The sequence below is a fragment of the Nocardia sp. CA-129566 genome (assembly GCF_050956075.1).
Taxonomy (GTDB): domain Bacteria; phylum Actinomycetota; class Actinomycetes; order Mycobacteriales; family Mycobacteriaceae; genus Nocardia.
In genome coordinates, this window is the sequence record NZ_CP192085.1 from 3126409 (window position 1) to 3139190 (window position 12782).

A 12782-nucleotide genomic window follows, 5' to 3' on the forward strand; every position below is an offset into this window, starting at 1 on the left:
TCACAAGGGCCGGGTTATGCCGACCAACCAGCCCCACCACCTCGCCTATCCAGCACCCTCACGCCACGGTCGGCATAACCCACCGGTCCCCATAAGTCGACTTATGCCGACGTCGGCATAAGTCGGCGTAGCGGACGTATCGCAATCGGCGGTAGCTGGGATCTCGGCAGTCGACGCTGGGCAGGCGGGCCTGCTGTGCGCGTAGCTGCCGCACTGTATCTCGGTCACCACGTTTGCGGGCCCGCGCCAGCCGATGGCGGATCCGCTCGTATTCGGAGTTGCGCATTCGCCTTGTCCCCCTTGTGTATTCAGGGATGAGCGTGTGCTCGACGAATTCGTCGAGTTTGTGCAGGTAGATGTTGCACAGGATCGGCGAAACCACGCCCCCTTGCGGTGCACCCGACAAGGTGGCGTTCCATGTCCATTCCTCGAGGTATCCGGCCTTCAGCATGTTCTGCATCAGCCGCAGGAACCGGTTGTCGTGGATCTTTTCCGCCAGAATCGCAAGGAGCACTTGATGATCCAGCGATCCGAAGCAGTCGGCGACATCGCCTTCGACGAACCAGGTTGTCCCGGTCCAGGTGTCGGCCACCTCGCTCAAAGCGGTGTGGCAGCCCCGGCCGGGCCGGAACCCGTGGGAACGGCCGGAAAACTGCGGCTCGTAATAGGTTTCCAGCAGCAGCCGGATCACCTCACCGAGCAGCTTGTCCGACCAGGTCGGCAGTCCCAGCGGGCGCAGTTTCCCATTGCGTTTGGGAATCCAGACCCGCCGCGCGGGGCTGAACCGGTAGCGCTCGTGGCGCACCGCATCGATGATGCGGTCGATCCGGTTCAGCGACATGCCGTCCACGGTTTCCGCGGTGGCCCCGGGCGTCATCGCTCCCTTGTTGGCATAGATGCGTCCGTAGGCCAGCAGATACAACTGCGGATTGAACAACTGTCGATACAACTCATCCAGCGGCAGCCCCTTGCTGCCGCGCTCACTCAGGACACCCAAAACCGTTTCGGCACTCTGCATTTCGCATACCTCTCAGCCGTGGAATCTCCCGGTCACCTGTTCCCCTTCGCCCTGTAGACGGCTTTCCCGCCCTCCTTGGCCGGGCGTGACTCCGGCGACTACTACGAGAACTCCGTCGCCATGGGACTCGCGTCCTTTAGGCGATCCCGCGTTCGTCTTCGTCATACGTATCGAGCGCGACGTAGGCGGCCCACTCATCTCCTTGAATGTCCTCACTGGACATCGCTCCGCATCCGGAAGGCGAGCCGGCCAGAGTGCGGGACCGGCTCGGGACACGGCGTCGGTGATCAGGCATCATTTCCGACGGGCGGGCATTTGCACCGTCTGGAGATCGGGCTTCAGGCAATCCAGCTTTCGCCCTATCGCGCGGGTCTCCCGACGCACCGTCCCCGATACCTGGGTTCGGTCGCCGGTTTCCTGACATGCTCTTGTCCCCGTTAACCTTTCGGCGCCGGGTAAGTCATCAGACCCAAGGATCTCCTTCCAATCCTTCCCGGCTGCGCCGGGGATATGACGAAGCGCCTCGCGGCGCACCACTGACATGCCGCGGAGCGCGCGGTCAGCGGATGAGATCCACTGCGGCTCATGACATCCTATGCCGACGAGCGGGAGCTGGCCGATATCCCTAGCCCAGGACCTTGACTGCGGGCTGGGGTGTGCTTGGGTCGGGTTTCGGGCGGTCCGACCTGCGGTCAGCCGGGCGGCCTACTCCGAAAACCCCTCTAGGACACCGGATTAACCTGAGTCGGCCGTGCCACGCACACGAAGGACAACAACAAGTCCCCGCAATGCGTGCGACGATCGTTCGATGGGCGTGAGGGAGTGACAAACGATGACCGATACCGAACGACATACGCAGGGCATCTCGGAGTGGGTTACAACACGGGACGGGCGGCGGCTACATGCGAAGGTGTTGCCTGGGCCAACCTACGTCGCCGGAACATCAGGCCCGACTGTCGTATTCGAGGCAGACGCAACAGGTAACCGAGTGTCCTGGGCCCGGGTGCAACCTATCGTCGCGGCGCTCATGCGAGCGATTGTCTATGACCGCTCCGGTCTCGGCCGCAGCGCACCCGACCCAGCCGACCGCTCCCTCGATCGCATGGCCGAGGACCTGAACGAGGTACTCGACCATTTCGGGCCAGGACCGTTCATTCTCGTCGGCCACGGCACGGGCGGTCCCATCGTGAGACTCGCGGCCGCGCGCAAGCCGCAACGGATCACGGGCATCGTGCTGGTCGACGCTACCGACGAAGCCGCCGAGGTGATTTTCGACCCGCGCTTGCGCCGAACCGAGCGCATCTTTGCCGGTGCAGCCGGGGTCCTCGCCCGGCTTCGCTTGCTTGCGTTGGTGTTTCGCTGGCAATGGCGCGACCTGCCGACCGACGTGCGCCGCGAGCTGAAGCGAGAAGGATTCACCCCCAGCGTGATCCGCACGCGGCGGCAACAGTCCCGCACCTACTTCGACGAGCTCGCCACTTGGCGGACCGCTCCGCCCGACCTAGGGTCCATCCCGATCACCGCGATCTCCGGCGGACTCGGCGGCAATGGCATCTACGCCACGGTGCGCGCCGAAACCAACGCCGCGCACGCGCACCGCGCTGCGCGATCACCACGCGGACGTCACGTCATCGCCGAACGGTCCGGCCACGAAATCCCGCTCACCGAGGGGTTCCTGATCGCCCGCGAGATCCACAATGTGTTCGAGGATGAAATACGCCGCCGCGGTATGACATAAGACCTCCGATGGCCCTAAGGGGCAAGCCAACTCGGGTTCCGGACGTCCGCTCATGGCTCCCCTCTCGTGTCAAGACATGGTCCGCAGGCCGGGGTTGGTCTGTTTGGTGATAGGTCCGGGTTGTGGCTTGTCCGAAGGACCGGCCGTCGTAATAGGTGCGCCCCGCGCTGGGATTACAGCTGGACTTGTCGCCATGGTGTGCAGGACTCGGTTGATCCTGCGGTTCCCTGCGCGGGAGAGCCGATGGCGATGGGACGACGTTCTTAGTCAGCTTGTGCGAGCACAACCACTTTCGCTGCGACGACGTCGAAGGTTGCCGCGCCGACACCGTGTAGCCACAACAGAGGTGGTGCGGGATCGGGGGTGATGAACTGGGTTGGGAGTTCTGGTGGCCATGGTGCGGACGGAAGCAGCGTCTGAGCTGTGAAGTCGAGCAATGAGATGTCGGAGCGTGGCATTCGATGAATGGCGAGGTAGTGGACATCGCGGACCGACAAGCTGATGCCGAGTGCCGGATTCAGCGGAGACAGGCTGATCTCGAGTGCGTCCACAGCGTCGGGGATCGACAAATTCAAGTGAAAGTCTCGACGTGCCGCACCGCCCGTGCAAGTTCGAGATGCCGTCACTCCTGTGTCGACGAGGGCGGGCGGCGCGGTCCTGCTTCGGACAGGGCAGCAGCCTCGTCGGGTCGGCCCGCCGACCGGTACACGCGAACGAGGTCGTCGCGGGCGCGCTGTGCGAAGGGATCATTGTGCCCGACAAGCTGTTCCCGGTAAGTCAGGAGCTCTTCATACAACGGGATCGCCTGATCCCAGCGACCCGCAGCCTCATAGGCGGCAGCGAGATTGCAGCGATCTTCGTAGGTGTCGGCGCCGCTTCCCTCGACGCACGTCAGGTTCCGTTCGAACAACGCGACGGCCTCGGCATATCGGCACGCCCGGTAGCACGCCACGCCAAGCACGCGGCGAGCGCCAACGACGGAATACACCTGGGGTCCGAACATTTTCTCGCGATACGCGAGAAGTTGTTCGAAGTGCGGAATGGCGTCGTCCCATCGACTCAGCGACATATAGGTACCGCCGAGTCGATTGTGTACGGCGTTGGTGTCGTGGTGATCGTGACCGAGGACCTGCTCCCGGTACGCCAGAAGCTGCTTCAAAAGCGGAACTTCGTCATCCCCCCGCCCTGCCCGATGATAAGCGTCGGCGAGACGATCACGCGTCTCGTTGGTGTCCGGGTGGTCGTGGCCGAGGCATTGCTCCTGCAGTGGCAGAAGCTCTTCCATCAGCGAGACGGGATCGGCCTCACCAGAAGTGGCCGCGGTCCCTCTCGCCGTGCCCCTCAAGCGCCGACTCAGAGCGGCCGCTGCCCGTTTGATCGGTTCCAACACGCTGTCCCCTCCTGGTCCAACTGGCAAGCGGGAACCCCACCGCTCCAGTCAGAAAATCTATCTCACTCGAAGTCACGGGACCCACGAAGACAACGGGTCGATGCTTCTCCGACGCTCGGTGCGGCAGGCCCACGGAACTGAGGCGGCGGCAGCCTCACTCATTGGAGGAGAGCGGTACCAGGTCACGAAGCGACACCGATGCTGCCATCCGGAACATGCGGAAATGCCGATTACAGGATGGTCTGCGCTGTAGTTCAGTGCAGCGCCGCTGGTCACCGCGGACTAACGTCACCCGGAGGTCAGCGGGCCCGGAGACCATCGAGGATGAGCGAGACGACTGCCGTGGAGTCCGCTTCGGTCTCGGGGGAGTGCCATTGCGCGGCGTGGGTGGGGTCGTGAAAGCGGCTCGTCGCGTTCAGGATGGCTCGTGCGATCAGTTCCGGCTTGCCGTCGGCGAAGTCGCCGGTGGCGATACCGGCGGTGATGATGTCCCGGACCTGGGCGAGCAGGAAGCCGACATGGTCGGAGGACACGCGGCTGTGCTCGGCCGCGAGCACTCGGAAAGTCGCGAACAGCTCCGGGTCCTGCCTGGCTTTCGCCCATTTGATGGCGAACATGGTGGTGAGCAGTGCCCGCAGCCGCTCGGCCGGGGGCAGTTCGGAGTTGTGCGCCGCGGTGGTGAGTTCGTTGCGCACCTGGTCGAGCCAGCGCCGGATCACGGCCTCGCGGAGCGCGGCCTTGGACGCGAAGTGTCGGTACACGCTGCCGTGGCTCACGCCCAGCTGCCGTGCGACGTCGAGCACCGTCGTCTTGTCTGGACCGTGACGGCGCAGGATCTCCTCGGTGGCCGACACGATCGTCTCCGCGTCGAGCGGCTCTCCGCGCATCGGGCCTCCTTGCTTGCTGGTCACGTCATCAGCCTCGTGAACCTATGTCGCCACCGAGTCAGCGGTCAAACCTCGCCAACCGACTGACAACTATTGAAATCTGTCAGTCAATCTATATAAAGTGGCTTCATCGCTCGACCATCGACCGAGGAGACTCGTCATCAATATCTCCACCGCTTCCCTTGCCGGCCGCTCGGTGTCCCGGATCGGCTACGGCGCGGCCCAATTGCCGCGGTTGCACGACCGCCACGACGAGGCCGTCGCCCTGCTCCGGCGTGCCGTTGAGCTGGGCGTCGACCACATCGACACCGCCGAGTTCTATGGCTTCGGCTTCGCCAACACCGTGATCCGCCAGACCCTGCGCCCCGAAGACGGCGTCTTGGTCGTCACCAAGGTCGGCGCCGACCCCAACCCGGGCGGGCGAGTGCCGCTGCGGATCGCGCAACGGCCCGAACAGCTGCGGGCCAGCGTCGAGCACAACCTGCGCAGCCTCGGCGTCGAACAGCTCCCCGTGGTCAACCTCCGACGCCTGGACACCGGCCCCGGATTGCGTCCCGAGGGCGACCAGGTGATCGACCTCGATGACCAACTGGCGACCATGACCGCCCTGCGTGACGAGGGCAAGATCGGCGCCATCGGCCTGAGTAGCGTCACCCTCGATGTCCTGCGCCGCGCATTGCCTGCCGGCATCGTCTGCGTGCAGAACGCCTACAGCCTCGTCTCCCGCGACGACGAGGACACGCTGCGGCTGTGCACGGCCGAGGGCATCGCGTGGGTGCCGTTCTTCCCGCTCGGCGGAGGATTCCCGAGCCTGCCCAAGGTCATCGACGAACCGTCCGTGCACGCCGTGGCCGAGTCCCTGAATGTGACCCCGTCCCAGGTCGCCCTGGCCTGGCTGCTGCACCACGCGCCGAATATCCTGCTCATCCCCGGCACCGGCGACCCCACCCACCTGGAGGTCAATATGGCGGTTGGCGAGATCGCCTTCGACACGGACGCGCTGGCCACTCTCGACGCCGTCGAGTCCCGCTCCAACAACGTCGCGATCGGCGCGGCGTCGTGAAGGCCGTCGTCTACCGCGACAATGGCGGACCCGACATTCTCCGGCTGGTCGACCGCGAACCGCCCGTGCCTGCGCCCGGCGAGGTCCGCGTCCGGGTGGCCGTGTCCGGGGTCAACCCCACCGACTGGCAGGCCCGCGCCGCCCAAGCCATGGCGTTTCCGGAGATCACACCGCATCTGGACGGTGCCGGTGTGATCGACGCCGTCGGCGCGGGGGTCGATCGGAGCCGGGTCGGCCAGCGGGTGTGGCTGTTCATGGCCGCCGCGGGCCGGGCCACCGGCACCGCCGCCGAGTTCACCGTCGTGCCGGCCGGGCAGGCCGTGCCGCTGCCGGACGAGGCCGGTTTCGATGTCGGCGCCGCCCTCGGTGTCCCCGCGCTCACCGCACACCGTGCACTCACCGTCGCCGAGGACGGTCCACGCCGGCTGCGGCCAGGCGCGCTCACGGACAAAGTGGTACTCGCCGCGGGCGGGGCCGGGGCGGTCGGGCACGCGGTGATCCAGCTCGCCCGCTGGGCCGGTGCCACCGTGATCAGCACGGTCAGCAGCCCAGAGAAGGCCCGGCTGGCCACCGCCGCCGGCGCTCACCACGTGGTCAACTACCGCGAGGGCGACCCAGCCGCCGAGATCCGCGCGATCGCGGCTGACGGCGTGGACATCGTCACCGAGGTAGCGCTCGGCGTGAACCTGGCCCTGGACCTGGCCGTGCTGCGGCCGCGCGGCACCATCTCGACCTACGCCAACGACGGTGGTCATCAGGTCGAATTGAACGTGTTGCAGCACATGGTGCGCAACACCCGCCTGCAGTTCATAGTGCTCTACACCGCCGGTCCCGACGTTCGTGCTGCGGCCGTCGCAGACGTCGCCGCCGCCCTCGGCGACGACGCCCTCCCGGTCGGCGAGGAACACGGCCTGCCGCTGGTCCGCTTCCCGCTACACCGCACCGCGGATGCGCACCGGGCAGTCGAGAGCGGCACGGTCGGCAAGGTCCTGGTCGACGTCATGTCGTGACGGCCCGCCAGCCCGCGACCAATGATCGTGACGAAGTGATCTACCTTGTTCGCGACGCCCGGTATGCCGCCTACCGCGCTGAGCGAAGCGGCCACGTCGTGGTAGCCGGCGGGCCAGACCGGTTGCGGCTCAGAACATCCGGTGGTGCCGATCAGCGGATCTCGACCACCACTTTGCCCAGGGCGCGTCCCGCGCCGACGTGGGCCAGCGCGTTCGCGGTCTCGTCGAGGGGGAAACTGCGGTCGATGTGGATACCGATCCGTCCCGCGACACACGACTCCGCGAGAGGTGTGAAGTGCGCGGGCCCTTCCTTCACCGCGAGGACCCCGAGCCCGCGGCCGGTCACCATTCCGGCGACCACTCCGACCGTCGTCAACCGCAGCAACGCGCGCGTGGTGCCGCCGACGCAGCGGTATCGGCCGCCACGCGCGACCGACCTGCGATAGGCGAAGACCGACCGGTGGGCGACGAGGTCGAGTACCCGGTCGTACGGTCCGGTTCGGGTGAAGTCCTCAGCGAGATAGTCGATGACCTCGTCGGCGCCGAGCATGCGCATGAACGCCAGTTTGGCGGCGTTGTCCACCCCGGTCACATGAGCCCCGGCACTCTTGGCCAACTGGATCGCAAACGCTCCGGACCCGCCGCCCGCTCCGTTGATCAACACCGACATACCGGCTGCGATGCCGGCCGTGCCCTGCAGTGCTATCGCCCCCGCCTGTGGCAGGGTCGACGCCTCGGCGAAGCTCAGCGACGCCGGTTTGTGGGCCAGCGCCGATTCAGGAACCACGGCATATTCCGCGAACCCGCCCTTGAGCATGAGATTGTCGCCGTAGACCTCGTCACCCGGTGCGAACAGTGTGACCTCGGAGCCGACGGCTTCGACCCGTCCGGCGATATCGGATCCGAGAACCGGGCGTCTGGGTGCCCGGAGCCCGCCGATGCGCGAATACAGCGGCGTCCCCCGCAGCGTCTCCCAGTCGGAGAGGTTGATCGACGTCGCGTGCACCTGGACGAGCACCTGTTTCGGCCCTGGGGAGGGCGCTGGGACCTCCGCGATCGACAGCACCTCGGGGCCGCCGTAGCGGTCATACACGACGGCCCTCATGCAATTCCAGCATGGAGGATCGAGCGACAGCCTGACACACGACAAACTCTAGTCGGCGGGCCGCCCCGCGACCGGCGAACTGTGCGTCGGCATTCGGCGCGACTCGCCGAACCCTCTCCCGCACACCAGCAACGTCCTGTATTACCGCGTGACGCGCGGGTCCGACAGGCCACGCGGAACACCCCAAAGATTGACGGGCCGAGACTATCTCGACATCCACCAACGCACTGAAATGGCTCCCCATTATGTCAAGAGGCGGTGGTCAGTTCGGCGTTAGGCTGTGTGGAGGTAGGTCCGGGTTGTGGCTTGTCCGAAGGACCGGTATGCGGGTTGGAGCCGGTCGCGCTGGAGTCAGTAGTTGTTCCCGATTGCCCTCCCGGGCCTGCCAATTCGCGTTTTCGTTGGTCGTGGAGTATCCGCGTGTAGACGGTGTTGGAGAGTCGGCGTTTGAGCGCGCATCGCTTCCATCGAGGTTTTCCCGCCCACTCTGCGGGCGTCGTAGTAGACGCGGCCGGCGGTGGGGTGGCGCAGTTGAACGACGGCCATGATGTGCAGGACACGGTTGATTCGGCGGTTGCCGGCGCGGGATAGCCGATGACGTTGCTGATCGCCGGAGGACGCGTCCAGGGGCGCGGTGCCGTTCCAGGACGCGAACCGGTCGCGGGCGGCGAATCGGTGGATATCGCCGGTGTCGGCCAAAAGCCTTGCTGCGCTGGAGGGTCCGATGCCGTGCAGATCCATGAGTGTGGAGCCGCGGTCGGCGACGAGCTGCCGCAGCTCTTTGTCGGGGGCCTTGGTTTTGCGGTCGATGGTTTCGAGTTCCTCGATCAGTTCGATGACCAGCCGCAGCTGGACCCGGCCGACCGGATCGCGGGGGCGCAGGTCCGCGATCAGGTCGCGGGCCTGAGGTGCAGTAAGGAATTTCTTGGCGCCGCCGGGGATCAGGTCGAGCAGGATCCGGTGGATACGGTTGAGGGTTTCGGTGCGGGCGCGGCCGAGTTCGTCGCGGCGATCGGCGAGCAGGCCCATCACGACCAGTTCCGGATCGAGCTGGACGCGCCGCAGGTTCGGAGCATGCAGGGCGGCGAGAGCGACCGAATGGGCGTCGACCGGGTCGGTTTTGCGGCCGTTGCCGGTGGCGAAGACCCGCACCTGCGCCGACAGTTTCGCCGGCATAAATGCCACAGTTAAGTGTCCGGAGGGGGACTTGACCACTACGCTTTCTTTAGGCCCTGTCGGTCAATTCGGGGGAGACGACGCGCATAGTTGTTGGTGCGGGGCGTCGTTCGGGGACCATGTGCAGGCGCTGGATTTTCTCTTCGCCGGGCTTCACCGATGTGTGATGGACGCACTGACAGGACTGGTCGGTGAACCCGGCGAAGCGGTAGGCGATGTCCATCATCCGGTTGCGCTCGGTGGGTCGGAAGTCCGCTACCAGATGGACTCCCGCCTGCGCCGCCTGGTCGATCAGCCAGTTGAGGATCACCGCTCCGGCTCCGAACGACACGACGCGGCACGAGGTTGCGACCAGTTTGAGATGCCACGCGGCCGGATGACGCTCCAGCAGCATCACCCCCACCGCGCCGTGCGGTCCGAAGCGGTCGGTGAGGCTCATGGTCAGTACTTCGTGCTTGTCGTCGGTCAGCAGGTCGCGTAGCACGTCGTCGGGGTAGTGGACGCCGGTGGCGTTCATCTGGCTGGTCCGCAGGGTGAGTTCCTCGACGCGGGACAAGTCCTCCTCGGTCGCCCGGGTGATGCTGAGCACTAGATCGAGGGATTTCAGGAAGTCCTCGTCAGGACCTTTGAAGGATTGCTTTTCGGTCTCCCGGCGAAAGCTCGCCTGGTACATCTGCCTGCGCCGCCGGGCGTCGACCGTCACCGTCTTCGGGCTGAATTCCGCGAACTCCGCCAGCGACGGTGCCTGCTCGGCCGGGTAACAGCGCACGTCGGGCGCGTGGAAGGTGACTTCTGCTCGCTCGCTCGGCAAATCGTCGATGAAGGCGATCGCGGCGTGGGCGAAGTTCAACTCCTCGGCGATCTTGATGATCGAGTCCGATTTGGGGCCCCACCCGATCTGGGGGACTACGAAGTACTCGGCGACGCCGAACTCCTGCAGTCGCCGCCACGCGTGATCGTGGTCGTTCTTGCTCGCAACCGACTGCAGGATCCCACGCGAGTCGAGTTCGGTGATCACCTTCCGCATCTCGTCGGATAGGCGGACGTCCTCGTCTTCCAGCAGCGTGCCGTGCCACAACGTGTTGTCGAGGTCCCAGACGACGCACTTCACCAGGGTGGGGTTGCCGGACATCATGCTCCTCCGTGGGAAACCGCCAGCGCTTGCTGGGCCAGGATCAACTGGCAGATCTCGTTGCTGCCCTCGATGATTTCCATCAATTTCGCGTCCCGATAAGCCCGGGCGACCACATGGCCATCCACGGCGCCCGCCGAGGCCAGCACCTGGACCGCCGAGGTCGCGGCTCGCGCCGCGTTGCCCGCGCTGACGTGTTTGGCGAGCACTGCGGCGGCGAAAAGATCCGGGGAGCCGTCGTCCCAACAGCGGCTGCCGTGCTCGCAGATCCTGGTCGAGGTCTGTTCGGCGGCGAAGAGGTCGGCGAGGTGTCGTGCGATGAGCTGATGCTGCGCCAACGGCTTTCCGGACTGCTCGCGGCCGCGGGCATGGTCGGTTGCGGCGGCCAGGCAGGCGCGCAGAATGCCGACGCAACCCCAAGCCACGGACATCCGCCCGTAGGTGAGTGCCGTGGTGAAGAGCAGCGACAGGGACTGGCCGCCCCCGCCGAGCACCGCCGTGGCGGGAAGTCGTACCGCGTCGAGGTGGATGTTCGCGTGGCCTGCCGCGCGACAGCCGAGGGGAGCCTCGACCGGCTGGATGAGCACGCCCGGTGTGTCAGCTGGGACCACCACGGCGGCGGCCTCCTCGCGGTGACGTCCGAAGATCACCAGCAGGTCGGCATACCGTGCCCCGGTGACCCACTTCTTCTGGCCTTCGAGGACCACTGAGTCGCCGTCGGGCCGGATCTCGGTACCGATGGCGGACAGATCGCTACCGGCTTCCGGTTCGCTGAACCCGACCGCCGCGAGCTGGCCGGTGGTGAGGGCCTCGAGGTATGCGCGGCGCTGGTCGCGATCGCCGAGCCGCTGGACCGTCCAGGTGGCCATCCCTTGCGAGGTCATGATGCTGCGCAGGGAACTGCACAGGCTTCCCGCATAGGCGGTGAACTCACCGTTCTGCGAACTGCTGGCTCCTAGACCGCCATGGTCGGCGGGGACCTGCGCGCAGAGAACCCCCGCGGACCCGAGGGTGCGGAGCAGTTCGATGGGCAGCTCTCCCGTGAGATCCCACCGTTCGGCGTTGTCGCCGACGAGTGTTCCCAGCTTCGCCCGGTGCTCCGCGAGTGGGCCGAGCGATTCAGACATCGCCGGACTGGTCCGCACGGAGCCGCAGGACGAGGCCGGTCATCGATCGGGCGGTTCGGAAGTTGTCCAGCTTGAGGTCGGGGCCGACGATGGAGATGCCATATGACTGTTCCAGGTGGACGACCAGTTCCATGGCGAACATCGACGAGGCCAATCCGGACGCGAAGATATCGTGATCCGGGGCCACCGTGGTCTTGACTCGCTCCTCGAGGTGACGTATCAGGGCGCTCTCGATCTCGCTAGCGGTGACCGGCGTCGTGGTGGATGTTTGGTCAGCAGTCATGATGGGTTCTTCCTATAGCTGTAGAAGCCCCGCCCGCTTTTGCGGCCGAGGTCGCCCGCTTCGACCTTGTCCTGCATCAGCGCGCAGGGTCGGCAGCTTTCATCGCCTGTTCGCTCGTAAAGCGCGTTGAGTGAGTCGACGAGGTTGTCCAGTCCGATGAGGTCGGCGGTGCGCAATGGTCCGGTCGGATGCCCGAGGCAGCCCTCCATGAGAGCATCGACCGCCTCGACACTCGCCGTTCCCTCCCCCACGATCGCGGCGGCGCGATTGATCATCGGGTGCAGCAGCCTGCTGGTAACGAAGCCCGGCGCGTCTTGGACGACGACGTGCTGCTTGCCGAGCACGGTGAGCAGGTCGACGACAGCCGCCACTGTGCCCGCGCCGGTGCGGGGCCCGCGGATCACCTCGACCATCTTTATCAGGTAGGCGGGGTTCATGAAGTGCGTCCCGATGAGCTCGGCACTGCGTGGCACCCAGTCGGCCATCTCATCGATCGGGATGCCGGAGGTGTTGGATATCAGCGGAGTTCCGGGGGCGACAACTGCCGCCACCTCGGCCAGCGCGGCAGCCTTCGACCCGGGCAACTCGGTCACCGCCTCGATGACGACCGTGGCCTGCGCCGCGTCCGCGATCGAGGTGGTGGTGACCAGTTCTCCCGGCGCCGTATCCGGCGCTGCGCCCATCAATCGGGCGTGTCGCATATCGAGGGCGATGCTGCGCCGCGCCTGCTCGAGCACGGACTCGTCGATGTCCACCAGGGTCACCGGCAGACCGTGACCCAGGGCGAGCGTCGCGATGCCCGTCCCCATGACCCCGGCACCCAAGACGGCCAAGCGGTGCGTTACTGGCATTT

At 66.1% G+C, this 12782-nt stretch carries 13 protein-coding genes; 3 read left to right on the forward strand and 10 right to left on the reverse strand.

All coding sequences use genetic code 11. The features are described 5' to 3' along the window. Positions 1-58 precede the first annotated feature (58 nt). Positions 59-1018, reverse strand: a complete 960-nt coding sequence (locus tag ACQP0C_RS13695) for a reverse transcriptase/maturase family protein (protein WP_433733296.1) — start codon at positions 1016-1018, stop codon at positions 59-61. An 832-nt stretch (positions 1019-1850) separates the two neighbouring features. Between ACQP0C_RS13695 and ACQP0C_RS13700 the strand changes: the two genes are divergently transcribed. Beyond that, entirely contained in the window at positions 1851-2756 is a 906-nt protein-coding gene (locus ACQP0C_RS13700) for an alpha/beta fold hydrolase (protein ID WP_433733297.1), read from the forward strand. Positions 2757-3019: 263 nt separating this feature from the next. Here ACQP0C_RS13700 and ACQP0C_RS13705 read toward each other — a convergent pair whose 3' ends face one another. The 3 genes from ACQP0C_RS13705 to ACQP0C_RS13715 all read right to left on the reverse strand — a co-directional run bounded on the left by ACQP0C_RS13705 (position 3020) and on the right by ACQP0C_RS13715 (position 5033). Continuing rightward, positions 3020-3331, reverse strand: coding sequence for a hypothetical protein (locus ACQP0C_RS13705; RefSeq protein WP_433733298.1), 312 nt, complete (start codon positions 3329-3331; stop codon positions 3020-3022). A 47-nt stretch (positions 3332-3378) separates the two neighbouring features. Then, entirely contained in the window at positions 3379-4041 is a 663-nt protein-coding gene (locus ACQP0C_RS13710; RefSeq protein WP_433733299.1) for a tetratricopeptide repeat protein, read from the reverse strand. Positions 4042-4445: 404 nt separating this feature from the next. Then, positions 4446-5033 (reverse strand): TetR family transcriptional regulator, encoded by a 588-nt coding sequence (locus ACQP0C_RS13715; protein WP_433733300.1) that lies wholly within the window; start codon positions 5031-5033, stop codon positions 4446-4448. A gap of 121 nt (positions 5034-5154) precedes the next feature. On the opposite strand from ACQP0C_RS13715, the gene ACQP0C_RS13720 reads away from it, so the two are divergent. Beyond that, positions 5155-6096 (forward strand): aldo/keto reductase, encoded by a 942-nt coding sequence (locus ACQP0C_RS13720; protein WP_433733301.1) that lies wholly within the window; start codon positions 5155-5157, stop codon positions 6094-6096. Further along, positions 6093-7106, forward strand: a complete 1014-nt coding sequence (locus ACQP0C_RS13725) for an NADPH:quinone reductase (protein ID WP_433733302.1) — start codon at positions 6093-6095, stop codon at positions 7104-7106. The genes ACQP0C_RS13720 and ACQP0C_RS13725 overlap by 4 nt, the downstream gene beginning before the upstream one ends. Positions 7107-7257: 151 nt before the next feature. Here the strand turns inward: ACQP0C_RS13725 and ACQP0C_RS13730 are convergent, their stop codons facing one another. The 6 genes from ACQP0C_RS13730 to ACQP0C_RS13755 form a co-directional block, all read right to left on the reverse strand. Beyond that, positions 7258-8211 (reverse strand): NAD(P)-dependent alcohol dehydrogenase, encoded by a 954-nt coding sequence (locus tag ACQP0C_RS13730; RefSeq protein WP_433733303.1) that lies wholly within the window; start codon positions 8209-8211, stop codon positions 7258-7260. Between the two features lie 351 nt (positions 8212-8562). Further along, complete coding sequence (locus tag ACQP0C_RS13735) at positions 8563-9426, reverse strand: transposase (protein ID WP_433733304.1); 864 nt, start codon at positions 9424-9426, stop codon at positions 8563-8565. Positions 9427-9436: 10 nt separating this feature from the next. Continuing rightward, a complete protein-coding gene (locus ACQP0C_RS13740; protein WP_433733305.1) occupies positions 9437-10519 on the reverse strand; it encodes an HAD-IIIC family phosphatase in 1083 nt (360 codons plus the stop codon). Further along, positions 10519-11646 (reverse strand): acyl-CoA dehydrogenase family protein, encoded by a 1128-nt coding sequence (locus tag ACQP0C_RS13745; protein WP_433733306.1) that lies wholly within the window; start codon positions 11644-11646, stop codon positions 10519-10521. Before ACQP0C_RS13745 ends, ACQP0C_RS13740 begins: the two co-directional genes overlap by 1 nt. Next, entirely contained in the window at positions 11639-11929 is a 291-nt protein-coding gene (locus ACQP0C_RS13750; RefSeq protein ID WP_433733307.1) for an acyl carrier protein, read from the reverse strand. Before ACQP0C_RS13750 ends, ACQP0C_RS13745 begins: the two co-directional genes overlap by 8 nt. Continuing rightward, the gene (locus ACQP0C_RS13755; RefSeq protein ID WP_433733308.1) at positions 11926-12780 is read right to left on the reverse strand and encodes a 3-hydroxyacyl-CoA dehydrogenase family protein; all 855 of its coding nucleotides are present in this window, start codon (positions 12778-12780) and stop codon (positions 11926-11928) included. The genes ACQP0C_RS13750 and ACQP0C_RS13755 overlap by 4 nt, the downstream gene beginning before the upstream one ends. Positions 12781-12782: the final 2 nt, after the last annotated feature.